This window comes from Streptomyces sp. SDT5-1 (assembly GCF_052245995.1).
In the GTDB taxonomy this organism is placed as follows: domain Bacteria; phylum Actinomycetota; class Actinomycetes; order Streptomycetales; family Streptomycetaceae; genus Streptomyces.
The window spans coordinates 1-24,400 of the sequence record NZ_CM125963.1; the positions used below are offsets into that span (position 1 = coordinate 1).

Sequence of the window (24,400 nt, forward strand, 5' to 3'; positions counted from 1 at the left end):
ACACACACAGTCGCACTCAACCAGCCCAACAACACGCCCCTGACCACGCACTTCCCGAAAACACCGGGCGGTGAACACACACACCCAAACAGGCGACACCACCACAACCACCAACCAACCCAACCAACGGCGGGACACGCCACCCCAAACAGCAAGACCCGCCCCCACGAAACCGTCACGCCCACACCGCAAGGAACTCGCGCGCCCCACGCAGCCTCGCACCCAGCCCGCGCTGAGTCGCCCGACTGTCCAGGCGGACGTCCAGGCCCCCGGAAACCCCGCTGCCCGCCCTCAGACCCGCAGGCAGGCGCGAGGCGTCGAGACCGTCACGCTGCGCGATCAGACGTCCGAGTTCGTGGCGGCTCACCGCATCCGGACCCGCCAGGTGCTGCACCCCGCTCACGTCCCCGAGCGCCAGCTCCAGGAGAGCAGCGGCCAAATCGCCGACATCGACAGGACAACGCACGTCATCGGTGAACAGCACACCCCCACCAACCGCCCCCGCCGCCATCTCATGCACCATCCGCACATGGGCAGACCGTCGGTCCCCGATGATCAGCGACGTACGGGCGACCACAGCATCCGGATGCACGAGACGCACACCCGTCTCCGCCGCCGCCTTCGCCGCCCCATAAGGGGACACAGGATCCGGCAGACAAGACTCGTCGTAGTGGACGCGAGAGCCCGAGAACACCGCGTCGCTCGAGACGTGCACCAAGCGGCGGCCGTACTTTGCCGCGACCATCGCCAGACGCACCGGGCCCTCAGCCGTGACAGCCCAGTCGGCCCCGCCACTCGACGCGTTCACGATCACGCGCGGCGCGACCTCGGCCACCACCGCCTCCACACGTCCCGCGTCCCGCAGGTCGAGCGGGTGCCACCCGGCTCCTGGAGTGCCACCGGGCCTGGTCGCGAAAGTCGCGGCGGTCGCGTGACCAGCCGCCACCGCCTGACGCACCAGTTCCGCGCCCAGAAACCCGCTACCGCCGATGATCAAGACCGTCATGGCACGCCACCATAATCACCGCGTCGCCCGGCCAGACTGGTCCCTGGGCCTGGAAAAGACCACCGCCACGTACAGCCAACCCTGGCGAAGGCTCAACACCCCGCCCTCGCATCACGTCCCCAACGGAACCTCCCGCCCCGTCAACCGCGCCCGAATGCCGTCGTCCGACACCGTCACCTGGCGCAGGCGCAGGTCGCCCGGCAAGTCCCTGGGGAGTTGCGCCTTGAATTCCATTGCCTGCGCGACCTTGGGTTCCTGGACCTTCTGGAGGCCCTTGATCAGGGACGGGTCGATGCCGGCCGGCTTGAGGAGGGACGGGTGGTCTGCCAGGGCGTCGATGGTGGCGCCCTTCAGGAGTTGGCCGGGGCGGAGGCGTTCGCCGGTGGCCTGTTCGGTTTCCTGCTTGTCCATTTTGGCGATGGCGGGGGCCGTCAGTTGGAGGCCGCCGCCCTTGCCGGGGGTGTACGTGAGCAGGTCGGGGACCACGATGCGGGTGTCCGAGACGGTCAGGGCGAGGCCGTGATCGCCGGTGCGTTCCAGGTGGGCGCGGCCGCGGATCTGGGCCTGCTTGCCCGCCACCGGGATGTCGCCCTTCGCCTGCACCGTGTTCGGCCGCGGGCCCGGCGCCAGCTTCACCTGGGACGCGCCGACCTCGCGGTTCAGGTCGTCGAAGGCCAGGAACACGTCGCCGCGCACCTTGCTGAGCACCGCGCCCTTCACGGACGACGGGAGGCTGCCGACGATGCGGATGTCGTCGACCGAGCCCTTCACCTGGGCGACGGAGACCGGTCCTGCGGGGACGTGGGGGACGTTGACCTCCACGTGGTCGATGTTGCCCATCACGACCTGCCCCAGGAACGGGAAGCTGTCGATGTGGACCTCGGGTTCCGCCTGGAGCTTCAGCCCGTCCTGCACCTGCTTCGCCGCCATGTTCTCCGCGTAGAGCACCGCCCAGCGGTCGCCCAGCGCGAGGAAGGCCAGTACCACGACCACGGACGCCGTCACCTTCACCGCCGTACGAGCGGGGGTGCGGGCCGCCTTGCGGGCCTCGCGGCGGCGGGCCCTGCGCGCCTTGCGGTCCAGGGGCGCGCTCGGGGTTTCGCCGGTGTCGTTGCCCACGGTCGACGGCTCGGACGCGTCGCGTGCGCCGGGGACCTGGGCCTTGGAGTCTTCGGAAGGGCCGTTCTCAATCACCGCCTCATCCGAACATACGAGCCTCCGCATCCCCAAGTTCCGTTCTGCGGCGGGGATGCGGGCCTCTCCACCGCTGTTTACCACTCGTCATCATCCCGTCGACGACCCGTGTACCGGCCGTGAAGATTGCGTATCGACCCCGCGCCGGGCCGAGGCTCTGCAGGGCCCTGCTGTTTGTCTGCCCGTTAGCGATCCATGGACCGACCGGTGCGCTGGGCGTACCGGCCATATTTCGAAGTACGGGGAGTCATCAATGGCCAACCTTCACCTCAAGATCCTCACGTGTGTCGAGACCGAGGACCGCGTCGGGGCGGACGACCCCCAGCTCGCCGTCGACGGCCAGAAGGTCCTGCTCCCCCGCATGCGTGCAGGCGAGGCGTACCCGATCGACGCCTACCACGCCTTCGACGGCGACGACGTCACCATCACGCTCCACGAAGCCGATCGGCTCCCGGGCAACCGCAGCGATCTCCTCGGCGAGCACACCCTCTCCGAGGAGGGCAGCGGCACCCTCGACTTCACCCGGGACGGCGCCAACTATCAGCTCTCCTACACCCTCACCCGATCATGAGCGAGAGGGAGGGAGAGGGAAAGCGAGAGCGAGTGCGTGCGCTTCCTTAAGAACGCGGCACCCCAGTTTCTGCCGATCAGTAGTGCCCAAGGACGACAGGCGTGGTCAGGAGCAAGGAATTCGATCCGGACGCCGTGCTTCAGGCGGCTCTCGAGTTGTTCTGGCGGCGTGGGTACGAGGCGACCTCGATGGCCGATCTTGTCGGCCATCTCGGTATCGGGCGCGCCAGTATCTACGCCACCTTCGGCAACAAGCGCCAGCTCTATCTGAGGGCCTTGCGGCGGTACGACGAGGCGCAACGCTCCGCGCTGTTGTGGGAGTTGACGCGGCCGGGGCCCGCGCTGCCAGCCGTACGGGCCGTGGTGCGGCGGTTCGCCGCCGAGGCGGGTGCGGACGGCGTGCGGGGCGACGGGTGTTTCCTGACGAATGCGGCGGCTGAGCTCGGCGCTCACGATCCCGATGTCGCCCGGCAGGTCGATGCCGGTTGGGAGAGCCTCGAGGTGCTGTTGCACTCGGCTCTGGTGCGGGCCCGTGTGCAGGGTGAGCTGCCAGGTGACCGTGATCCGCGGGCGGTCGCCCGGATGCTGCTCGTCCTGATGCAGGGGCTGCGCGTCGTCGGCAAGGCGTCGGCCGATCCGGACCGGGTTCGGGATGCGGCCGAACAGGCTCTTGCGTCGGCGCTCCCCGCCACGCTTCCGGTTCCGTCCGGCGTTCTCGCCGCCGCCCCGCCGTCCGACTGAGCCGGGGCCATCCGCTTCAGCCCGCGTCCGTCAACTCCAGCGCCAAGCGCGCCGCCACCGCCTCCGCAAGTGCCGTCGCCGCGTCCTCGCCGAGGCGTGCGGCGCGGGCCCGTTCCCGTACGAGGTGGCGTACGGACTCGAGGTGGGCCGTGGAGCGGGGACGGATCACGGGAGCGGGGCGGGGGCGGCCCAGCAGGCGGTCGACCATCGTGCGGCCGCCCGCGTTCGCGCCGCGTGCCGCCTCGTCGACCGCCGTCCACACCACAGGCGTGACCGCCGCCGTGACGTCGACACCGACCACGTCATGGTCCGGCTCCATGTTCTGGAGGTGCGACGCGAACAGGCGTGTCAGGCGTTCGTCGTCCAGGTTCGTCAGCTTGTCCAGGAGCAGGACCTCCTCGGGCGCCACCTCGGCGACCACGTCCCGCACCACGTCACGCACCCTCGCGCCCACGGCGGCCCTCCCCGTACGACCACGGGACCATGATGCCCGGAGGCTTCCCGCAGCGTCAGGATCAGATCACGCCGCGCTGGGGCCCCAACCGCACGAACCGGAAGCGGCCAACCGCACGAACCGGAGGCGGGTTAACGCAGGGCCGAGCCCGACCCCGCGTCCGCGTCCCTGTCGTCCCCGAGCGTGCCACCGGGGCCGCCCGCGACCTTCTCGACGGCGGCCGCGACGTCCTCGTGGACGCCGAGCGGGAGACGGGCCGCGCCCGCGGTCAGGAGAACGGTGCATACGGGGGTGTCCGCGGCGAGGGCCAGGGCGCCGCCGCCCTCGACCATGTCCGCGCCGGCGTCGACGAAGGTCCGTGCCGCGTCGGCGGCGCAGTGCTCGGTGTCGTGGAAGTCGACGACCAGTCCGGAGTGGCCGGTGGCGTCCAGGCGGGCCATCAGTGCGCCGAGGTCCGTCGCGGCATCGGCATCGAACCGGCCCATGACCTGTACGACGAGGACACCTCCGTCCTCCCAGCGCACAGGGAACCGTGCTCGAGCCTGCCCCATAACCGTCCCTTCAGCCGCGGGGGCGTCCCTGGCACGCGCGGCGCCCCGGCGGCGCGCCTACCCCCTCGCCACCACTCCACGCCTGCCGGACCGCGGTCCGGTGGGGATGGGTGTGCGCTGCAAGAGTACGTGGCCGGGAAATGATCACCGCGAGGCGACACTCCACCCGTGCTGGGCGGCCCTGTGGTGCATAGGCTCGGCCGTATGGCACTGAGACCTGTTCGGGTGAACATCAAGGCGCTCGACGACGCGCTGGTGGGACGGTTCTGGGCGGACGCGCTGGGGTGGGGTGTGTCGAGTGAGGTGCCCGGGGTGACGCATGTGGAGCCGGGCGGCGGCTTCGTGTGGCCGCACGCGAGCGCGTTGTGCGTCGATGTGGTGGCCGTTCCGCATGGGAAGACCGAGGTGAAGAACCGTACGCACATCGATCTCGCCTCCAGGTCCCTTGCGCATCAGGAGGAGACCGTGGCGCGGCTGCGGGAGCTCGGCGCGCGGACCGTCGATGTCGGTCAGGGTGCCGTTCCGTGGGTGGTGCTGGCCGATCCGGAGGGCAATGAGTTCTGTGTGCTGGAGCCCCGTGAGGTGTACCGGGACACCGGGCCGATCGCGGCGGTCGTCGTGGACTGCGCGGATCCGCGGGCGATGGCCCGGTTCTGGGGCGGGGCGACAGACTGGACGGTGTGTGAAGTGGCGGACGACCATGCGGTGTTGCGGTCGTCCGAGGGGGTCGGGCCGTATCTGGAGTTTCTGCGGTCCTCCGACGGCAAGGCCGTGGAGGACCGCCTGCACCTGGATCTGTTGCCCTACGAGGGTGCCGACAAGGAGGCGGAGGTCGCGCGGGTGCGGGCGCTCGGGGCCACCGATGTAGATCTCGGTCAGGGCGAGGTGCCGTGGACGTGTCTCGCGGATCCCGAGGGGCACGACTTCTGTGTGCTCGGGCGGGGGTGAGGGGTGTCTCTTCGTTACGCCTCGGGGGCGTCGCCGAAGTCCGGGATCGGGAGGCGGGCGCCGTCCTGGCGTGCGGAGTCGTGGGCGACGATGCCGGGGAGGGTGTAGCGGGCGGCGACCCACGCGTTGACCGGTGGGAGCGTGCGGGTGTTGACGGCGGTGACGAAGTCGTCGACGAGGAAGTGGTGGCTGCCCTCGTGTCCGTTGGGCATGTCGTCGTAGACGCGGGGCAGGCGGGCGCGGTCGTGGACGGGGGCCGATCCGGAGGTGAAGGCGGCGCGCAGGGCCGGCGCGATTTTTTCGAGGGAGGGGTCGTCGGGGCTCAGGGACGGCTTGGGTTCGAGGAGTTCGGTGATGTCCTTCACGCCCTTCTTGTCCTGCCAGAGGCTGACGGTGGCGAGCTGTTCCATGCTGGCGTCGGTGCCGAAGAAGCGGAAGCGGGACTCCCTGATGTGTGAGGGGTAGCCGACGCGCCGGAATTCGTTGGTGCGGAAGGAGCCGCCGCCCGCGACCTCGAAGAGGGCGGTGGCGTTCGAGATGTCGTTGCCGAACTGGCTGATCCCGGTGTCGAAGACGCCGTCGCCGCGCTCGTCCTTCACGCCGATCGCAGACACGCTGACGGCGTGGGTGCGCCAGGCGCCGAGCACGCCGCCGACCGCGTGGGTCGGGTAGAGCAGCGGCGGGTAGCTGGCGGTCTCCTTCCAGCGTTCGCCGCCGCTGTACTGGTACGCCTCGTAGAAACCGAGGTCCATGTCGTGGACGTAGTCGCCCTCGGCGTAGAAGAGGCGCCCGAAGGCGCCCTCGGCGATCTGGTTGCGGGCGTGCACGGTGGCCGGGTTGTACTGGCTGGTCTCGCCCATCATGTACGTGAGTCCGGTGCGGCGGACGGCGTCGATGATGGCGGCGATCTCGTCGTATGTGACGGCCATGGGGACGGCGGAGTAGACGTGTTTGCCCGCGTCGAGGGCGTGGAGGACGAGCGGTCCGTGCGTCCAGCGCTGCGTGAAGACGGCGACGGCGTCGATGTCGGGCGACGCGAGCATCGCCTCGTAGGACGGGAAGGTGCCGTCGAGGTGCTCCTTCGCGGCGAGCTGTTCCGCCCGCTCGGGCAGCAGGTCGGTGACGTGGACGGCGTCGACGCCGGGATGGGCGAGGAACAGCTTGGCGAAGCCGCCGGCGAACTGTCCGGCGCCGACGATGCCGAGGGTGAACGTCATGTGCGGGTGCCTTTCGGTGTCAACGGTGTGGGGCGGTGGCGCTGTTCCGGTACGCGGACCCGGTTTCCTCTGCCGCGTCGTTGTCGGGCACGATCTTTCCTGCCCCATTCTCCCGGCACGCTGCGAAGGCGGAACAGGCATGGTCGACGCGACACCTGACACCTCGATGTCCGATGCTCCGTCAGGACCCGGTGGTGGTACGGGAATCACCGAGGTCGAGACGCATGGTGTGGAGCGGATTCCCGATGGGGAGCGGACGGCGCGACCGCTCGATCTGTTCCGGCTGGCCTTTGGTGGGGCGAACACCTTTGCCACGTGTGTGCTGGGGGCGTTCCCGATCCTGTTCGGCCTGTCGTTCTGGCAGGGGCTGGCCGCGACGGTGCTCGGGCTCGTGGCGGGGTCGCTGCTGCTGGCGCCGATGTCGGTGTTCGGGCCTGCGAACGGCACGAACAACGCGGTGTCATCGTCGGCTCATCTGGGGGTGCACGGGCGGGTCGTGGGGTCGTTCCTGTCGCTGCTCACGGCGGTGGCGTTCTTCTCGATCTCGGTGTGGTCGTCGGGCGACGCGCTGATCGGCGCGGCGCACCGGCTGGTGGGGCTGCCGGAGTCGGACGTGTCGTACGCGGTGGCGTACGCGGTGTTCGCGGGGCTCGTGCTGACGGTGTGCGTGTACGGGTTCCGGTTCATGCTGTTCGTGAACAAGATCGCGGTGCTTGCGGCGTCGGCGCTGTTCGTGCTCGGTGTGTTCGCGTTCGCCGGGGACTTCGACGCGGGGTACGCGGGGTCGTTCGCCTCGTCGTCGGCGCCGATGTTCTGGCCGTCGTTCATCGGTTCGGCGCTGATCGTGCTGTCGAACCCGGTGTCGTTCGGCGCGTTCCTCGGTGACTGGTCGCGTTACATTCCGGCCGACACACCGCGTCGGCGTGTGCTGGTGGCGGCGTTCCTGTCGCAGGTCGCGACGTTGCTGCCGTTCCTGTTCGGGCTCGCGACGGCGTCGGTGATCGCCGCGAAGGCGGAGCGGTACCTGGATCCGGCGGCGCCGAACTATGTGGGCGGGCTGCTCGCGATCTCGCCGGGCTGGTACTTCCTGCCGCTGTGCCTGATCGCGCTGATCGGCGGGATGGCGACGGGGACGACCGCGCTGTACGGCACGGGTCTGGACTTCTCGTCGGTGTTCCCGCGGTTCAGCCGGGTGCAGGCGACGGTGTTCATCGGCTCGTTGTCGATCGCGTTCATCTTCGTCGGCCGGTTCGTCCTGAACCTCGCCCAGTCGATCTCCACGTTCGCCACGCTCATCATCACGTGCACCGCGCCCTGGATGGTGGTGATGGCGCTCGGCTACGTGACCCGGCGGGGCTGGTACGACGCGGAGGCCCTTCAGGTCTTCAACAGGCGGCAGCGGGGCGGGCGTTACTGGTTCACGCACGGCTGGAACTGGCGGGGGCTCTCGGCGTGGCTGGTGTCGGCGTGCGTGGCGCTGCTGTTCACGAACCTGCCGGGGCAGTTCGTGGGTCCGCTCGGCGGGCTCGCCCGTGGTGCGGACATCTCGCTGCCGGTCGGCCTCGTCCTGGCGGCCGTGGTCTACGTCGCGCTGCTGCTGCTCTTCCCGGAGCCGCGCGCGGTGTTCGGTCCGGCGGGGCCGCGCCTGGTGCGGGCCTCGGACGCGGAGGTGCCGCCCATCACGGGTGACACGACGACGGCGGGCGGTCGCGCCTGAGCGCGAGGGCGCTGAGAGGATGGGTCGGCACGTCCGTCGTCACAGGGACAGGGAAAGAGGCCGTGATGGAAGAGCGTGAACTGGGCCATCTGCGCCGGTGTGTGGAACTGGCCGCCGAGGCGCTGGACGCCGGTGACGAGCCGTTCGGCTCCGTCCTCGTGGACGGCGCGGGGCGGGTGCGGGCCGAGGACCGCAATCGGATCGCGGGCGGCGACTCGACCCGGCACCCCGAGTTCGAGCTGGCCCGCTGGGCGGCCGAGAACATGACGCCCGAGGAGCGGGCGACGGCCACCGTGTACACGTCCGGTGAGCACTGCCCGATGTGTTCGGCGGCGCACGCCTGGGTCGGCCTGGACCGGATCGTGTACGTGGCGTCGTCGGCGCAGTTGTCGGGGTGGCTGGCCGAGTGGGGGTGCCCGCAGGGGCCGGTGAACGCGCTGCCGATCCAGGAGGTCGCCCCGTCCGTGAAGGTCGAGGGACCGGTGGATGAGCTGGTACCCGCGGTGAAGGAGCTGCACCGGCGCCTCGCGCAGCGCGCGCAAGGCGCCTAGAGCGGGGGCCGGTGCTGGGCAGGGGCTCTGTCAGCCGAGGCCCAGCTCCCCCTCCCCCAGCGGCGCGAAGTACCGCTCGACGTCGGCTCGGTGGACCTCGCCGAGCGTCGCCGGTGACCAGTGCGGGTCGCGGTCCTTGTCGATGATCTGGGCGCGGATGCCCTCGGGCAGGTCGTGGGTGTGCAGGGCGGCGCAGATCACCCGGTACTCCTGGTCGAGGGTCTGCTCCAGGGTGTCGAGGCGGGCGGCCCTGTGCAGGGACTCCAGGGTCGCCTTCACGGCCATGGGCGAGCGGGACAGGATCAGGTCCGCGGCCTCCTTGGCGGCGATCTCGCCGGTCGCGAAGAGCCGCTCGACGATCTCCTCGACGGTGTCGGCGGCATAGCAGGCGTCGATCCAGTGGCGCTGCCCGTCGAGCACGCCGGGCGGCGCGGGTGCGGCGTGCCGGGCGACGACGGTCTCGGGCTCCTCCTGTGCCAGCGCGCTGAGCAGTGCGGGCAGCGCGTCGGACGGTACGTAGTGGTCGGCGAGGCCGCACAGGAGCGCGTCGGCGGCGCCGATGGCTGTTCCGGTGAGCGCGAGGTGGGTGCCGAGTCGGCCGGGCGCGCGAGTGAACAGGTACGTGCCGCCGACGTCGGGGACCAGGCCGATGCCGACCTCGGGCATGGCCACCTTGGAGCGTTCGGTGACGATACGGATGCCGCCGTGCGCGGAGAGTCCGACGCCGCCGCCCATGACGATGCCGTCCATGACGGCGACGTAGGGCTTCGGGTAGTGCGCGATCCGGGAGTTGAGGCGGTACTCGTCGCGCAGGAAGTCCTGCGAGGCGCGGTGGTCGCCGCTGCGCGCGTCGTCGTGGAAGAGCCGGATGTCGGCTCCGGCGCACAGGCCCCGCTCCCCCGCGCCCTGGAGGACGACGGTCCCGACGGCCGGGTCGTGCTCCCAGATGTCGAGGGCCTCCGCGGTCGTGCGGAGCATGGCGTGGGTGAGGGAGTTCAGGGCCCGGGGCCGGTTCAGGGTGAGGTACGCGGCGCGTCCCTCCATGGACCGCAGCACGGGGGCGGCGTCGGAGCTCAACGGTGGTTCCTTCCGGTGAAGATCACGGCAGGTCCCATCTCTATCACCCCGGGTTCCCGGGGCACGCGGAATCAGGGGTTCCCGCAATTGGGATTGCGCGGTACGGTTCTGCAAACGCACTTGCAGATTGCTCGCTCTCCCAGAAGGCAACGCCCGTGCCCACTCCCCGCACCCCCCGGCAGACCCCGGACAGCCAGGCCGACTGGCTGGGGGACGCCCTGCCCGACGTGCCCCTGTCCAAGGCGCAGACCCGCGTCGTCGACGTCATCGTCCGCAATCCCCAGCTCGCCTCGTACGCCGAGATCGCGCAGATCGCCGAGCGGGCCGACGTGAACAGCTCGACGGTGGTCAGGGCCGCGCAGACCCTCGGCTACCAGGGCTGGCCCGACCTCCAGCGCGAGCTGCGGGCCCGCTATCTCGTGCAGATCTCCACCGAGGACACGCTCACCGAGCACGGTGAGCACCGCAGCCCGCTGCACGACGCGCTGACCCACGACCTGGAGAACCTGCGCCAGACCCTCGAGAGCAACTCCGCGGCGGACGCCGAGGCCACCATCGAGGCCCTCGCGGAGGCCCGCTCGATCCTCGTCATCGGTGTCGGCTCCTTCGCGGGTCCCGCGGGCGTGATGGCGCACCTCGGCTCCACGATGGGCTACCCGATCACGCTGGAGAACCGGGCCGGTGTGCACCTCGCGTCGGCGGTGAACAGCGTCGGTCCCGGCGACGTCCTCGTGGTCGTCAACATGTGGCGCTCGACGAAACAGGTCATCGCCGCCGCCGAGGCCGCGCACGAGGCCGGTGCCACCGTCGTCGCCATCACCGACATGCGGCGGGGCCGGCTCGCCACCGACATCGCCGACCATCTGCTGATCGTGCCGTCCGAGGGCATCTCGTTCTTCCAGTCCGTCACGGCCGCCACGTCGGTGGTGTACGGGCTGCTCGCCGGGATGCAGGAGGCACGGCCCGAGCGCAGCCGCGACGCCATCCGCCGCACCCAGCAGCTCTGGCGCGACCTCGACATCTATCTGGACTGACCCGCACCCGCACTCCTCGTAAGTCCCGCACTCCTCTGGCAAGGAACCCTCATGAGCAAGCACATCGCCGTCGTCGGCCTCGGGTCGATGGGTGGCGCCATGGCCGCCCAGCTGGTCGAGGCCGGCTGGCAGGTCGGCGGCTTCGATCCCTCCCCCGCCGCGCGCGCCGCCGCGCGGGAGGCGGGCGTGGCCGCCGTCGACACCCTCGAAGCCCTCGCGGGCACCCCGTACGTGGTGCTGTCGCTGCCGTCGGCCGCGGTCGTCGAGGCGAGCCTGCCCGTCCTCCTGGCGAGCCCCGGCACGCTGGCCGTGGTCGACACGACGACGTCGCAGCCCGACACCTCGGCGGCGTGCGCGGCGCGGGCGGCGGAGCAGGGGGTGGCGTTCGTCGACGCGCCGGTCTCCGGTGGCCGCACGGGTGCGGCGGCCGGGCGGCTCTCCGCGTTCGTCGGCGGCGAGGAGGACGCGGTCGAGGCGGCGCGGCCCGTGCTCGACGCGCTGACCGGCGGACAGTTCCGGCACCTCGGCGGGCCCGGCTCCGGGAATGTCGTGAAGCTGCTCAACAACGTGCTGGCGGCGGTCAATCTCGTCGCGGTCGGCGAAGCGCTCGCCGTCGCGCGGGCCTACGGCGTGGACCCGGCCGCGGCCGCCGAGGGCATCAGCGGCGCGTCCGGTGCCAGCAGGGCGTCGTCGGCGATGTACCCGGACTGGGTGCTCAGCGGCAGCTACGACTCCGGGTTCTCGCTCGGCCTGATGGCACGCGACGCCGCGCTCGCGGTCGAGACGGCGGCGCTGCGCGGCGAGACACCACGGCTGCTGTCCGCTGCGAGCGAGCGGTGGCAGGAGGCCCTGGCCGCGCTCGGCCCCGCCGCCGACTTCTCCGAGATAGCCCGCACCGTCGCCCCGACCCTCACCCGTTAAGGACCGACGCACCATGAACAGCACGACCTTCTCGATCGCATCGGCCGCCTCCGGTGCCGCCACGGCGCGCGCGGCCCTGGACGCCCACTTCCCGCAGGGACTCGGCTCGTTCGTCGACGGGCGTGTCGTCGCGGGCCGCGGCGAGGCCGTCCGGCTCACGTCCGCCGCCACGTCGGAGTGGGTGACCGACTACGCCGACGCCGGCGCGGAGGGCGCCGACGCCGTCCTGGCGAGCGCGGTGCGCGGCGCCGAGGTGTGGGGCGCCACCGACCCGTTCGAGCGGGCGGCGATCCTGCGCGAGGTGTCACGGACCGTGGCGCAGCACGGCGAGGAGCTGGCGGCGCTGGAGTCCGCGACGACGGGAAAGCCGATCCGTGACACGCGCGTCGAGGCGGCGAAGGTGGCCGAGATGTTCGGCTACTACGCGGGCTGGGCGGACAAGCTGCTCGGGCACACCATTCCGGTGCCGGGCAACTGGCACACGTACACCGAGCGCGTCCCGTGGGGTGTCGTCGTCGCGGTGACGCCGTGGAACGCGCCGCTGTTCACCGGGGGTTGGAACGCGGCGGCGCCGCTCGCCGCGGGCAACGCGGTGGTCGTGAAGCCGAGCGAGTTCACGCCCGCCTCCACGCTGCGGCTCGCGCAGCTCGCGCACGCCGCGGGGCTGCCGGAGGGTGTGTTCAACGTGGCGACGGGCCTCGGTGGCACGGTCGGCGCCGCGCTGACCGGTGACAAGCGGGTCGGGAAGGTGTCCTTCATCGGCTCGGTCGGCACCGGGCGGCGGGTGGCCGTGGCGGCGGCCCAGGCGGGCATTCCGACGATGCTCGAGCTGGGCGGGAAGAGCGCCAACATCGTGTTCGCGGACGCCGATCTGGACCGGGCGGCGGACGGCGCGGTGTCCGCGATCTTCTCCGGGGCCGGTCAGTCGTGTGTCGCGGGCTCGCGGCTGCTGGTGGAGCGTTCGGTGCACGCCGAGTTCCTGGAGCGGGTGGTGGAGCGGGCGGCGCGGCTGCGCGTGGGTGACCCGCTGGACGCCGCCACGGAGGTCGGGCCGATCATCACGGAGCCGCAGTTCGGCACGGTCACCTCGCTCGTGGAGGCGGGTATCGCGGGCGGCGCCCGCCGGGCGACCGGCACCGACCTTCCCGAGCACGTGGCCAACTCGGCGCTCGCGCAGGGCCGTTGGGTGCTGCCGACCGTTCTGGACGGGGTGAGTCCCGCGAACGTCCTGGAGACCACCGAGGTGTTCGGTCCCGTCGTCGGCGTCGACGCCTTCTTCACCGAGGCCGAGGCCGTCGAGCGGGCCAACGCCACCGACTTCGGGCTTGCGGGCGCGGTGTGGACGGGCGACGTGTCACGCGCCCACCACGTCGCCCGCGCGGTCAAGGCGGGTACCTTCTGGATCAACTCGTACAAGACGATCCACGTCGCCGTGCCCTTCGGCGGCTTCGGGGACTCCGGGCACGGCAGGTCCTCCGGGCCCGGCGTGCTCGACGAGTACACGCAGACCAAGGCCGTGTGGACCCCGACGCGGGCCGCCGGCGCGCCGTTCCCCTCGCTGAGCTACTGAGGAGTCCTCGATGAGCCAGACCACCACCACGCCGTCGGGCGACCGACTCAAGCAGGACACCTCCGCCGGTGTCGCGCGCTGGGAGGAGCGGGTGCTCGCGATGTCCCGGGCCCTGCACGCGCGCCCGGAACTGTCCTTCCAGGAGACCGAGTCCGCGGCGGCCGTCTCCGCGCTGCTCGCCGAGGGCGGGTTCACCGTCGAGCACGGCTCGGGCGGGCTGCCCACCGCGTTCACGGCGACCGTCGGCAGCGGCGAGCTGATCGTGGCGCTGTGCGTCGAGTACGACGCGCTGCCCGATGTCGGCCACGCCTGCGGGCACAATCTGATCGCGGGTGCGTCGGTGGCCGCGGCGCTCGCGCTCGCTCCGCACGTCGACGAGCTGGGCATCACGCTCAAGGCGATCGGCACTCCGGCCGAGGAGCACGGCGGCGGCAAGACGCTGATGCTGGAGGCGGGCGCGTTCGACGGGGTGGGGCTCGCGCTGATGGTCCACCCGGTGCAGGACGGGGTCTCGTACAACCCCGCGGGCACCACCGCGCAGGCGGTGGGCCGCTACCGCGCCGTGTTCACCGGGACGGCGGCGCACGCGGCGGCCGCGCCGCACCAGGGGGTGAACGCCGCGGACGGTGCCACCATCGCGCAGGTCGCGATCGGACTGCTGCGCCAGCAGATCCCCGGGGACCACCGGGTGGCGCTGTTCGTGTCCGAGGGCGGTGTCGCCACGAACATCATTCCGGAGCGCGCGGTCGTCGACTTCGAGTGCCGCGCGTTCACGCTGCCCGAGTACGAGGCCCTGCTCGCGCGGGTGCGGCGCTGCTTCGAGGGCGCGGCTCTCGCGAGCGGAACCGAGGTCACCATCGAGGAGACCGAGCCGCTGTACGAGCCGCTGGTCCAGGACGACGCGCTGGCCGGTTACTGGACGGCCGCCATGGAGACGTTCGGGCGGGACACCACGACGAGCGGCCGGCTCGGCGGCGGGTCGACCGACATGGGCAACATCAGCCAGGTGATCCCCAGCCTGCACCCGTGGCTGAGCATCCCGGGGGCCGAAGTGCCCATCCATTCCCACGGGTTCGCGGCCGTCGCCGACAGTGCCGCGGCGTACGAGCTGATGCTGGAAGCGGGCCGGGCGCTGGCCTGGACCGTCGTCGACGCGGCGGGCGACCCGGAGCAGCGTGCCCGGTTCGTGGCCGCCGCCTACCACCGTGACATCAGAAGGGCCGGGTGACGACATGACCACCCTCCTCACATCGAACGACCGCGGCGGCAGGACCCGTCAGACGCTGCCGATCGCCGGGCTCGCGCTCGTGATCGCGCTGGTCGTGCAGTTCATCGGTGAGCTGGACATCGACCTGGGCATCGGCTCGATCATCATCTTCCCGATGGTGTGGGGCCTGCTGCTCGGCCTGCTGGTGTCGATCCAGAGGTTCCGGCCGCTCGGCATCGACCTGCAGAAGGTGGCGGCGGCGCTCGTCGGTGTCGCGGTGATGCTGCTCGTGGCACGGCTCGCGTTCAACATCGGGCCGAGCCTGCCGACGCTGGCGGACGCGGGGCCGGCGCTGCTGCTGCAGGAGATCGGGCATCTGCTCGGCACGGTGGCGATCGCGCTGCCGCTGGCGGTGCTGCTGCGCATGGGCAAGGCGACGGTGGGTGCCACGTTCTCGCTGGACCGTGAGCCGTCGTTCGCGATGGTGTCGGAGAAGTACGGTCCCGACTCGGACCAGTACCGCGGCGTGCTCGCCATGTACGTGTTCGGGACGATGTTCGGCGCCGTGTTCATCACGCTGCTGACGTCGCTGGTGTCGAACTGGAAGATCTTCGACCCGCTCGCCCTGGCGATGGGCGCGGGCGTCGGCTCCGGTTCGATGATGGCGGCGTCGTCGGCGAGCATCGTGGCCGCGTACCCCGGTGACGAGCAGGCCATCCTCGGCATGGCGGCGGTGTCCAACCTGATCACGACGATCCTCGGTGTGTACGTCGGGATCTACGTGGCGCTGCCGCTGGCCGACCGGTTCTACCGCTTCCTGACGCGCGGCGGTCGGGCCGCGGAGGCGACGGTGGCCGAGGAGCGGGTGCCGAAGGACGCGGAGCGCGACACCGCAGAGAACCGGGCCTTCCGTGAGCAGGTGGCGTCGGCGGCGGGCGAGATCAAGCTGCCGCTGTGGCTGTCGCTCGGCGTGCTGACGGTGCTCGGCATCGGCACCGCATCGGTCGCGGCGGGGCACATGAGCCTGGACATCGTCGGCGGCTACGCCGTGCTGCTCGCGCTCGTCCTCGTCGGGCTCGTGCTCGCGAAGCTGAGCCGGAAGGTGTCGGCGATCGTGTGGATCACCACGGTCGGCGCGTATGTGTCGAGTCCCTGGTTCTTCGCCTCGGACACGCTCAACCGCCTGGTGTCGTCGGTGGACTTCCTGTCCATCGCGACCATCATGCTGACGCTCGCGGGGCTCTCCCTCGGGAAGGACCTGCCGCTGCTGCGCAAGATCGGCTGGAAGATCGTGCCGGTGGGGCTGGTGGCCATCACCGCGTCGTTCCTGCTCTCGGTCGTCATCGCCGAGTTCACGCTCGGGGCGTGGGGCTGAGCCGGCCCGTCACGACACCCGGGCGTGCTGCGCGGGGACCGGCCGCTCGTGCTCTGCGCGGGCGGCCTCGAGCAGTCGCCGCCACGAGGTGACGGTGGGGCGGCGGCGCAGCAGGGCGCGCCGCTCACGCTCGGTCATGCCGCCCCAGACACCGTGCTGGATGCGCTGGTCCAGGGCGTGGGCCAGGCATTCGGTCTTGATCACGCAGCCGGAGCAGATGCGCTTGGCGCTGCTCTGCGCGGCCCCCTCCACGAACAGTTCGTCGGGGTCCGTGCCCCGGCACGCGGCCCGCTCCCAACCGGACACCTGCTCTTGACGCACTGCTCCCGCCCCCATCCTCGTATCGCCTCGGTGAGTAGTCGAGTCGTCACTTTAGGCCATACGTGCAGCTCGCGCACCCCACCCCCTCTGAACACACGGTCAATTGCGGCTACGAAACGGACAAAAGGCGCGGGGTTACGGGCAGTTGCGCGGGCGGGCGGGGAAGCTGTGCGTCCGGTCAGTTCGGGGACGCGCCCACCGGCTCGCGGCGGACGACGTCCACCAGGGAACGGTCGGTGATCTTCAGTGCGGGCGAGACGGCGAGGGTCAGGGTCGACACGCTCATGAACGGGTTGAGGTGACGCCAGCCCCAGTCCTCCAACGCCGCGCGGACCGCGGCCGCTTCATCGGCGACATCGGACGCGGGGCGGGCGGAGAGCACACCGCCGACGGGCAGCGGCATGCGGGCGGCGACCGTCTCGCCCTCGGGACCGCGGACGACGGCCACGCCTCCCCCGTCGGCGAGCACGGTGGCCGCCGCACCCGCCATGGCCGCGCGGGACGTGCCGATGGTCAGCAGGTTGTGGCTGTCGTGGGCGTACGTCGACGCCACGGCTCCGTCGGCGAGTTCGCGGCCGAGCAGCGGCGCGAAGACAGCTCCGTCGCGCCCGTAGCGGTTGCGGACGCGGACGACGGTGGCGCGGCCCTCCCACTGCACCTCGCCGCCCTGGACCGGGAGTCGGACCTCGGCCGCCTCGGTGTACGTGTCCTGTTCGTTGACCCGCATGGCACGGAAGGTGTGTTCACCGTCGGGCAGCTCGGTGTACCAGCGGAAGGCGTCCGCGTCCTGCGGCTCGACGTCGACATGGCTGTCGAGCGGTACGAGCGTTCCGTCCGCCGACGCGGCCCCGGCGGGGGCGCCGTTCTCGCCCACGATCCGGCCGCCGGAGAGCACCAACGCCGGGTCGAACGCGGCGAGTTCGCCGCGCAGCAGCACCAGGTCGGCGCGCTTGCCGGGCGAGACGACGCCCCGGTCGTGCAGGCGGAGGCGCTGGGCGGGCGTCCAGGTCAGTGCCTTCAGGACGACGTGCGGCGGGAATCCGGCGGCCACGGCGACGCGGGCGATGTGGTCGAGGTGGCCCTTGTCGACGATGTGGTCGGCGGCGAGGTCGTCGGTGACCAGGCACAGCGGCGGGAGCTGCGGCAGGGCGAGGAGTGCCTGCGCGACCTCCTCGTTCAGGCACTTCTCCTGCAGCATCATCGTCATGCCCAGGCGGGCCTTCTCCAGGACCACTTCGGTGCGGTTCTTGGTGTGGTCGGAGTCGACGCCGGTGGCGAGGTAGGCGCTGAGTTCGGCGCCGGTGAGGTTCGGGCAGTGGCCGTCGAGGACGACGTCCTGGGCGCGGGCGGCGGCCGTGATCTCGTGCATGCGGCGGTCGCCCGCGACGACGGCCCGGTAGTCCATGACCTCGCCGAGCGCGATGACGCCGGGCCAGCGCAGCATCTCCGCGATGTCGTCGGCGGACAGCGCGGCGCCCGCGTGCTCCAGGCCCTCCAGGGCGGGGACGCAGGAGGGCACGCCCCACAGCTGGGTCTGGGCGGTCTCGCGGCCGGCGTCGATCATCCACCGCATGGCGTCGCGCCCGGCGACGTTGACGATCTCGTGCGGGTCGGCAAGGACCGTCGTGGTGCCGCGGGCGAGGGTGACCGCGGCGAACTCCTGCGGGGTGAGGAACGCGCTCTCGATGTGCATGTGGGCGTCGACGAAGCCGGGGACGACGAGCATGCCGCTGGCGTCGATCTCCTCGCGGGCCAGCGCGGGGGCGCCCGGGGGCAGCACGGCGCTGATGGTGTCACCGCTGACGAGGACGTCGGCGGCGAACTCCTCGCCGGTGAAGGTGGACACCACGCGCCCGCCGCTGATCCGGAGGTCGTGCTGCTCACTCATGGGGTCGTGCTCCTTCGCAAGGGGGTCGTCACAGCGGGCGGGGCGCGCCGGTCACGGGACGAGTGTGTAGAAGTAGTAGCCCAGCGGGATCATGACGATCCACAGCGGCCACGGCACTTCGCGGACGCGTCCCGCGGCGGTCTTGACCAGGACGTGGGCGGTGAGTCCGACGGCGATGCCGGTGCCGAAGTTGCCGAAGAACAGGGTGGTCGCGACGGTGAGGGCGGCCGGGATCGCGTTGGTGGGGTCCTTGAAGTCGACGTTCTTCAGGGCGCCGAGCATATTGAGGCCGATGTAGATCAGGACGGGCGCGGTGGCGGCCGACGGGATCAGCGTGGCGAACGGCGTGACGAGCAGCAGGAGCGCGAATCCGCAGGCGGCCCAGACGGACGACAGGCCGGTCTTGCCGCCCGCGTCGGCGGCGGCCGAGGACTCCAGGTAGGCGGTCATCGACGGGGCGCCGACGGCCGAACCGCCCATGACCGACACGGAGTCGACGAGGAAGGGGCGGCGGGAGCCGGGGATGTTGCCGTCCTTGTCGAGCAGCCCGGCGCGCCCGGAGACGGCGAGGAGGGTGCCGGTCATGGAGAAGAACTCGGAGACGAAGAACGCGAAGATGTACGGGAAGTACTCCGGCTTGAGCGCCCCGATGATGTCGATGTTGAACAGCAGCGGGCCGGGCGAGTCGGGCGCGGAGAACAGGCTGTCCGGAACGTCCGTGACACCGAGCGGGATGCCGACGACGGTGACGGCGGCAATGGTGATGAGGAACGCGCCGGGGACCTTGCGGGCGGCGAGCGCGGTGAGCAGCAGCAGTCCGCCGAGGGCGAGCAGCCCGGCGGGCTTGGACAGGTCGCCGACGGCGAGGGCGGCCTTGTCCGCGTTGCCGACGACGAGGTCGGCGTCGCGGAAGCCGATGAGGGCGATGTAGAGGCCGAGGCCGCCGCTGATGGCGTACTTGAGGTTCATCGGCATCAGGCGGGTGACGAGGTCACGGATGCCGAGGAGGGTCAGGAGGAGGAAAGCGACGCCGGACCAGAACACCATGCCGAGGGCGGTGTCCCAGGGCACGTGGTCCTGGCCGACGATGGTGAAGGCGACCAGGGCGACGCCGCCGAGTCCCGGCGCGACGACGAACGGCAGGTTCGCGACGAGGCCCATGGCGAGGGTGGCGAGGGCGATCGCGGCGATGACGGCGGTGGTCGCGGCGCCGTGCGGCACTCCCGCGCCCGCGAGCTGGCCGGGGACCACGACGACGGCGTAGGCGGCCGCCATGAACATCGAGGCGCCGGCGACGAGCTCGGTGCGGTGGCTGCTGCCGCGGCCGTGGACGCGGAAGAGCCGCTCGACGAGCGAGACCGGCGCGGGGGCGCCGTCAGTCTGCTCGCCGGACGGCGGAGCGGTGGTGGACATGCGGGACCTCGGCGGGATGAGGGGGCGGGGTCGGCGGGGCACCCTGGTGGGTACGGTCTCTGCAACCGGTCTCTGCAACCGGTTGCAGAGACCGGTTGCGGGTATCATGACACGGCACGGGGCGAAAGTGAACAGCGGCCCTTCGGATCGGCGCGCAGGGGGAATTCGGTGGCGACGCTCTTGGACGTGGCACACGCGGCGGGCGTCTCGAAGGCCACGGCGTCGCGGGCCCTCCAGCGACCCGACATGGTGGCGGAGAGCACTCGGCTGCGGGTGCGGGAGGCGGCCGACCGGCTCGGCTTCCAGCCCAACGCGGCGGCGCGCGCCCTGACCACCGGGCGCACGGGCCTGGTCGGCCTGATCGTGCCGACGCTCTCCAACCCGTTCTTCGCTCCCCTGGTCATCGGCGCGCAGCAGGCGGCGGAGGACACCGAGAGCCATCTGCTGATCGCAGTCTCGGAGTACGACGCGGCGCGCGAGGACGCCCTCGCCGACCGGCTCTCCGAGCAGGCCGACGGGCTGATCATGGTGACGCCTGTGGGCTCGGACGCGGCGCTGCGCGAGCGGTTCAGGCGGCGCCCGCTGGTGCTCGTCGACCGGCAGGTGGGCCGGCTGCCCGCGGTCGTCGCGGACACGGCGGCGGGCCTCGCCGAGCTCCTCGCCCACCTCCTCGACCTCGGACACCGGGAGATCGCCTACGTGTCGGGGCCCGCGGGCTCCTGGGCGGACGAGCAGCGGCGCGCGGCGCTGACCGCGCAGGCGGCGGAGGCCGGGGCGCGTGTGCGGGTGCTGGGGCCGCTGCCGCCGACGTTCGACGCGGGCATCGAGGCGTCGCGGTCGCTGCCCGGCGCCGCGACCGCCGTCCTCGCGTACAACAGCTATCTGGCGCTCGGTCTTCTGCACGGGCTCGGCGCGGCCGGGCTGCGGGTGCCGGAGGACATCAGTCTGGCCGCGGCGGACGATCTGAGCACGCTCGGGGCGACGACTCCCCCGGTGACGGCGCTCGATGTGCCGCTGCGCGAGGTGGGCACGCTGGCCGTGACGCGGCTGCACGAGGTGGTCGACGGGCGCAGGCGCACGGTGACGTCGCGGGTGCCGGCGGCGCCGGTGCTGCGGGCGTCGACGGCGCCGCCGCGCGAGCGCTGAGCCGGGTCAGCGGACGGCGGGTTCCGCGTCGAGTTCCAGGGTGTCGCCGACCCTGACGCGGCCGGGTGTCACCACGTCGGCGTAGACACCGAAGAGGACGCCGCGGCCCAGGGTGCTGTCGCCGAGGCCCCGGTAGCGCTTGATCAGCGACAGGGCGCGGACGCCTCCGGAGCCGTCGAGCGGGTCGCGGTTGACGGCTCCGCAGCGCTTCACCGGGCCTTCGACCCGGAGCAGGGCCTCGCCGACGCGCAGGGTGCGGCCCTCCCAGGTGTCCTCGGCGTGGGGTGCGGCGCCGGTGAAGCCCAGTGTCATGCGAAAGCGCCGCGCGTCGACCGTGTCGAGCCCCGAGCGGTCGGCGAGTTCGGTCACGGACGCCTCGCCGAGGAGCGTGACGGGCCGCAGGTCGACGCCGCCGTTCGGGGCGCCGGGACGCACCAGGCGGACCGGCCGCCCGGCGCGCTCGGAGAGCAGCTCCGCCCAGGGGCCCTCGACGTACCGGCACGGCACGGTGTGGTGGCCGAAGAAGTCGACCTCCAGGGCGGCGCCGAGCCGGACCTCCCCGCTCACCTGTTCCCCGTCGGGGCCGGTCACGGTGAGGGTCCCGGACTCCTCGACGTAGTGCGCGGTGTGTCCGGCCCAGGCTCCCGTGCGGGTCATGGAGAGCAACTGGCCGTCCGCGTCGACCATAAGGAAGGCACGGTCGCCCGCCACGCCGGTGCGGGTCAGCTCCACCTCGTCGCGGCGTACCACCTGCAGTCCCTTGATGGCGGTGGTCGTGAGCGAGGTGACCTGGAGCGGGCGGTGCGATGCCATGGTGTGCTCTCCCCTGCCGGTCGTGCGTCCCTACTTGCCGTAGGCCTCCGTGTACAGATCGGCCACGTAATACTTCCCGGGGTCGGTGTTGTCGTCCAGTTGTTTGTTGCGGACGAAGAAGTCGCCGAGCTTCTTCAGCCAGGTGTCGACCTCGCCGCTCTTGGTCTTCGCGACGAGGTCCTTGGTGGAGAGGGTCTCGACGTGGGAGGCGTCGGCCTTGGCCTGGGCCTCGGTGACCTGGAGCATCTTGGCGGTGAGGGCGATGGTCTCCTCGGGGTGTTCCTGGCGCCAGTCGTTGGCCTGCTGCAGCACCTTGACGACCTTCTTGTTCTTCTCCTCGGACACCTTGTTGCCCGCGACGAACGCGGTGGGGAAGGAGTCCTCGGTGTCCTTGGTGCTGGCTATCTCGTGGAGGTCGGGCACCTTCTTCCTGATGGTGTCGATGGCGGGGTAGAAGAATCCCGCGCCGTCGATCTTCCCGGAGGAGAAGGCGGAGACGATGGTGGACGGGTCCATGTTGACCTTGGTGATGTCCTTGGTCGTCATCCCGGCCTTCGCCAGGGCGATGTTGAGGATCATGTCTCCCGAGGTGCCCTCGGGGACGCCGACGCGCTTGCCCTTGAGGTCCTTCATGGACTTCATGCCGGGCTGGCCTATGACCCGGTCCGCGTAGGTGAGGGTGTCGATGGCGATGACCTTGGACTTGCCGGAGGCGGGGAGCCACATGGCGCCGGGGCCGATGTAGCCGTAGTCGAGGCTGCCGGCGCTGAGGGCCTGGATCTGCACGGGGCCGTTGTTGAAGGACTTCACCTTGGCGTCGAGGTCGGCCTTCTTCCACAGGCCCTGCTTCTCGGCGATGGCGAGGAGGCTGGCGCCGTTGTAGTCGGCGATGTAGCCGAAGCGGACCGTGTTGTCGTCGCCCGAGCCACTGCCGGAGCAGGCGGTGACGGAGAGCGAGAGCATCAGGGCGGCGGGGAGCGCCGTGAGGGTGGTGCGCCTGGTCCTGCTTCTGGGCATGACGGATGTCCTCTCGGTGGTGCGCGTGGGTGGCTGCGGTGCGGGGGGGGGGCGGCGGGTGAGGGTGTGTCAGGCGGCCTTGGAGGGTGGCGTGTCCTGGTGGTAGACGGAGGTCCACACCTCGTTGCGGATGCGCCGGAACTCCGGTGAGAGGCGGATCTCCTCGGTGCGCGGGTAGGGCAGGTCGACGTCGATGACACGGTGGATGCGGCCGGGGCGCGCGGCCATGACGACGACGCGGCTGGCGAGGTAGACGGCCTCGTCCACGTCGTGGGTGATGAACAGGACGGTGCGCTTCTCCTGGCTCCAGGTGGCGAGGAGCTGGTCCTGGAGCTGGACGCGGGTCAGGGCGTCGAGCGCGCCGAACGGTTCGTCCATGAGCAGGACCTGGGGGTCGACGGCGTACGCGCGGGCGATGGCGCAGCGCTGTTTCATGCCGCCGGAGAGTGTCTTGGGCAGGGCGTCGGCGAAGTCGTCGAGGCCGACGAGGGAGATGGCGGCCTCGGCGCGACGGCGGCGTTCGGCGGTGGGCACGGAGGCGAGCTTGAGCCCGAACTCGACGTTCTGACGCACGGTCAGCCAGGGGAAGAGGGCGTACTGCTGGAAGATGACACCGCGGTCGGGTCCGGGCGCGGTGACCGGGATGCCGTCGACGAGGACGGTGCCGGAGTCGGGTTCCTGGAGTCCGGCGGCCATGCTCATGAGGGTGGACTTTCCGCAGCCCGAGGGCCCGACGACGGTGACGAACTCCTGGTCCGCGATGTCGAGGCGGATGCCGTCGAGTGCGGTGAAGGTGGCTCCCTTGAGGGGGAAGGTCTTCACCACGTCCCGGAAGCTGATCTTGCTGTTCATCGCCGCTCCTGCCAGCCGGTGAGGCGTCGCTCGGCCAGCAGCAGGAGCCGGTCCATGACGAGGCCGAGGACACCGATCGTGATGAGGGACACGAAGATCGTGTCCATTTCGAACCAGGTGGACGCCTTCTGCATCCGGTAGCCCAACCCCTCCTGCGCGCCGATGAGTTCGGCGGCGACGACGGTCGCCCAGGAGGCGCCGAGGCCGATGCGCATGCCGACGAGGATGAAGGGGGTGGAGGCCGGGACGACCACCTTGGCGAAGATGGTCCGGTCCGAGGCGCCGAGCACCCGGGCCGCGTTGATCAGGGTCTTGTCGACGTCGACGACTCCCTGGAAGGAGGAGACGACGCAGGCCATGAAGGAGGCCAGGAAGATGACGGCGATCTTCGGCACCTCGCCGATGCCGAGCAGGACGACCGCGAGCGGGATCAGGGCGAGCGGTGGGATGGTGCGGAAGAACTGGATGTACGGCTCGACGAGGGCGCGCACGGTCGGGTACCAACCCATGAGGAAGCCGACGGGGACGGCCGCGACGACGCCGAGGGCGTAGCCGAACAGGACGCGGCGCAGGCTGGCGAGCGTGTCGTCGGCCAGGGTGCCGTCGGAGATCATGTCGCCGGCCTTCTCGGCGACGGCGGCGGGCGTGGGCAGGTTCTCGACCCAGCCGAGGGCGGCGACCGCGGCCCACACGGCGATTCCGGCGACGACGGCCACGCCGTTGAGGATCAGGGGCCTGCTCCGGCCGCGGCGCGGCGACCGGCGCTGCTTGCGGACCTCGGTGGTCGTCTTCCGGTCGGGGGTGATCACAGCCATGG

General features: G+C 71.3%; 24 protein-coding genes. 11 read left to right on the plus strand and 13 right to left on the minus strand.

The features are described 5' to 3' along the window. Nucleotides 1–175: 175 nt before the first annotated feature. Nucleotides 176–1,006 carry an SDR family oxidoreductase gene (locus ACTWJ8_RS00005; protein WP_443262253.1) on the minus strand — a complete coding sequence of 277 codons (831 nt, stop codon included), beginning with the start codon at nt 1,004–1,006 and terminating at the stop codon, nt 176–178. A 111-nt stretch (nt 1,007–1,117) separates the two neighbouring features. Beyond that, nucleotides 1,118–2,200: an LmeA family phospholipid-binding protein gene (locus tag ACTWJ8_RS00010; protein WP_443262254.1), complete on the minus strand. Its 1,083-nt coding sequence runs from the start codon at nt 2,198–2,200 to the stop codon at nt 1,118–1,120. A 253-nt stretch (nt 2,201–2,453) separates the two neighbouring features. Between ACTWJ8_RS00010 and ACTWJ8_RS00015 the strand changes: the two genes are divergently transcribed. Both ACTWJ8_RS00015 and ACTWJ8_RS00020 read left to right on the plus strand, forming a co-directional pair. Then, on the plus strand, nt 2,454–2,771 hold the full coding sequence (locus ACTWJ8_RS00015) for a hypothetical protein (protein ID WP_356382739.1): 318 nt from the start codon (nt 2,454–2,456) through the stop codon (nt 2,769–2,771). Nucleotides 2,772–2,872: 101 nt separating this feature from the next. Next, nucleotides 2,873–3,511 (plus strand): TetR/AcrR family transcriptional regulator, encoded by a 639-nt coding sequence (locus tag ACTWJ8_RS00020; RefSeq protein ID WP_443262255.1) that lies wholly within the window; start codon nt 2,873–2,875, stop codon nt 3,509–3,511. A 16-nt stretch (nt 3,512–3,527) separates the two neighbouring features. Here the strand turns inward: ACTWJ8_RS00020 and ACTWJ8_RS00025 are convergent, their stop codons facing one another. After that, on the minus strand, nt 3,528–3,965 hold the full coding sequence (locus ACTWJ8_RS00025) for a hypothetical protein (RefSeq protein ID WP_443262257.1): 438 nt from the start codon (nt 3,963–3,965) through the stop codon (nt 3,528–3,530). Between the two features lie 131 nt (nt 3,966–4,096). Further along, complete coding sequence (locus tag ACTWJ8_RS00030; protein WP_443262258.1) at nt 4,097–4,516, minus strand: STAS domain-containing protein; 420 nt, start codon at nt 4,514–4,516, stop codon at nt 4,097–4,099. Between the two features lie 204 nt (nt 4,517–4,720). Between ACTWJ8_RS00030 and ACTWJ8_RS00035 the strand changes: the two genes are divergently transcribed. Continuing rightward, nucleotides 4,721–5,464 (plus strand): VOC family protein, encoded by a 744-nt coding sequence (locus tag ACTWJ8_RS00035; RefSeq protein WP_443265137.1) that lies wholly within the window; start codon nt 4,721–4,723, stop codon nt 5,462–5,464. 14 nt (nt 5,465–5,478) lie between these two features. Here ACTWJ8_RS00035 and ACTWJ8_RS00040 read toward each other — a convergent pair whose 3' ends face one another. Then, the gene (locus ACTWJ8_RS00040; protein WP_443262259.1) at nt 5,479–6,681 is read right to left on the minus strand and encodes a Gfo/Idh/MocA family protein; all 1,203 of its coding nucleotides are present in this window, start codon (nt 6,679–6,681) and stop codon (nt 5,479–5,481) included. A 166-nt stretch (nt 6,682–6,847) separates the two neighbouring features. Here ACTWJ8_RS00040 and ACTWJ8_RS00045 point away from each other — a divergent pair, with 166 nt between their 5' ends. After that, nucleotides 6,848–8,398 (plus strand): purine-cytosine permease family protein, encoded by a 1,551-nt coding sequence (locus ACTWJ8_RS00045; RefSeq protein ID WP_443265139.1) that lies wholly within the window; start codon nt 6,848–6,850, stop codon nt 8,396–8,398. Nucleotides 8,399–8,463: 65 nt separating this feature from the next. Next, nucleotides 8,464–8,949, plus strand: a complete 486-nt coding sequence (locus ACTWJ8_RS00050) for a nucleoside deaminase (RefSeq protein ID WP_443262260.1) — start codon at nt 8,464–8,466, stop codon at nt 8,947–8,949. 30 nt (nt 8,950–8,979) lie between these two features. Here ACTWJ8_RS00050 and ACTWJ8_RS00055 read toward each other — a convergent pair whose 3' ends face one another. Then, nucleotides 8,980–9,993 carry an enoyl-CoA hydratase/isomerase family protein gene (locus ACTWJ8_RS00055; protein WP_443265141.1) on the minus strand — a complete coding sequence of 338 codons (1,014 nt, stop codon included), beginning with the start codon at nt 9,991–9,993 and terminating at the stop codon, nt 8,980–8,982. A 188-nt stretch (nt 9,994–10,181) separates the two neighbouring features. On the opposite strand from ACTWJ8_RS00055, the gene ACTWJ8_RS00060 reads away from it, so the two are divergent. From ACTWJ8_RS00060 to ACTWJ8_RS00080, 5 genes are read left to right on the plus strand one after another with little or no spacing between them, the layout of a single operon-like run. Further along, nucleotides 10,182–11,060, plus strand: coding sequence for a MurR/RpiR family transcriptional regulator (locus ACTWJ8_RS00060; protein ID WP_356382716.1), 879 nt, complete (start codon nt 10,182–10,184; stop codon nt 11,058–11,060). 51 nt (nt 11,061–11,111) lie between these two features. Then, nucleotides 11,112–11,981, plus strand: coding sequence for an NAD(P)-dependent oxidoreductase (locus ACTWJ8_RS00065; protein WP_443262261.1), 870 nt, complete (start codon nt 11,112–11,114; stop codon nt 11,979–11,981). Nucleotides 11,982–11,994: 13 nt separating this feature from the next. Next, nucleotides 11,995–13,551 (plus strand): aldehyde dehydrogenase family protein, encoded by a 1,557-nt coding sequence (locus tag ACTWJ8_RS00070; protein ID WP_443262262.1) that lies wholly within the window; start codon nt 11,995–11,997, stop codon nt 13,549–13,551. Nucleotides 13,552–13,561: 10 nt separating this feature from the next. After that, nucleotides 13,562–14,779 carry an amidohydrolase gene (locus tag ACTWJ8_RS00075; RefSeq protein ID WP_443262263.1) on the plus strand — a complete coding sequence of 406 codons (1,218 nt, stop codon included), beginning with the start codon at nt 13,562–13,564 and terminating at the stop codon, nt 14,777–14,779. 4 nt (nt 14,780–14,783) lie between these two features. Further along, complete coding sequence (locus ACTWJ8_RS00080) at nt 14,784–16,133, plus strand: DUF3100 domain-containing protein (RefSeq protein ID WP_443262264.1); 1,350 nt, start codon at nt 14,784–14,786, stop codon at nt 16,131–16,133. 9 nt (nt 16,134–16,142) lie between these two features. On the opposite strand, the gene ACTWJ8_RS00085 is transcribed toward ACTWJ8_RS00080, so the two are convergent. From ACTWJ8_RS00085 to ACTWJ8_RS00095, 3 genes are all read right to left on the minus strand, one after another. After that, on the minus strand, nt 16,143–16,454 hold the full coding sequence (locus ACTWJ8_RS00085; RefSeq protein WP_443262265.1) for a WhiB family transcriptional regulator: 312 nt from the start codon (nt 16,452–16,454) through the stop codon (nt 16,143–16,145). A 178-nt stretch (nt 16,455–16,632) separates the two neighbouring features. Continuing rightward, nucleotides 16,633–18,342 carry an adenine deaminase C-terminal domain-containing protein gene (locus ACTWJ8_RS00090; RefSeq protein WP_443262266.1) on the minus strand — a complete coding sequence of 570 codons (1,710 nt, stop codon included), beginning with the start codon at nt 18,340–18,342 and terminating at the stop codon, nt 16,633–16,635. A gap of 51 nt (nt 18,343–18,393) precedes the next feature. Further along, entirely contained in the window at nt 18,394–19,755 is a 1,362-nt protein-coding gene (locus tag ACTWJ8_RS00095) for an NCS2 family permease (RefSeq protein ID WP_443262267.1), read from the minus strand. A 168-nt stretch (nt 19,756–19,923) separates the two neighbouring features. Between ACTWJ8_RS00095 and ACTWJ8_RS00100 the strand changes: the two genes are divergently transcribed. Then, nucleotides 19,924–20,901, plus strand: a complete 978-nt coding sequence (locus tag ACTWJ8_RS00100) for a LacI family DNA-binding transcriptional regulator (RefSeq protein ID WP_443262269.1) — start codon at nt 19,924–19,926, stop codon at nt 20,899–20,901. Between the two features lie 6 nt (nt 20,902–20,907). On the opposite strand, the gene ACTWJ8_RS00105 is transcribed toward ACTWJ8_RS00100, so the two are convergent. The 4 genes from ACTWJ8_RS00105 to ACTWJ8_RS00120 form a co-directional block, all read right to left on the minus strand. Next, nucleotides 20,908–21,714, minus strand: a complete 807-nt coding sequence (locus tag ACTWJ8_RS00105; RefSeq protein WP_443262270.1) for an MOSC domain-containing protein — start codon at nt 21,712–21,714, stop codon at nt 20,908–20,910. Between the two features lie 30 nt (nt 21,715–21,744). Beyond that, the gene (locus ACTWJ8_RS00110) at nt 21,745–22,731 is read right to left on the minus strand and encodes an aliphatic sulfonate ABC transporter substrate-binding protein (RefSeq protein WP_443262271.1); all 987 of its coding nucleotides are present in this window, start codon (nt 22,729–22,731) and stop codon (nt 21,745–21,747) included. Between the two features lie 69 nt (nt 22,732–22,800). Then, complete coding sequence (locus tag ACTWJ8_RS00115; RefSeq protein ID WP_356382684.1) at nt 22,801–23,583, minus strand: ABC transporter ATP-binding protein; 783 nt, start codon at nt 23,581–23,583, stop codon at nt 22,801–22,803. Next, nucleotides 23,580–24,398 carry an ABC transporter permease gene (locus ACTWJ8_RS00120; protein ID WP_356382680.1) on the minus strand — a complete coding sequence of 273 codons (819 nt, stop codon included), beginning with the start codon at nt 24,396–24,398 and terminating at the stop codon, nt 23,580–23,582. The genes ACTWJ8_RS00115 and ACTWJ8_RS00120 overlap by 4 nt, the downstream gene beginning before the upstream one ends. Nucleotides 24,399–24,400 lie beyond the last annotated feature (2 nt).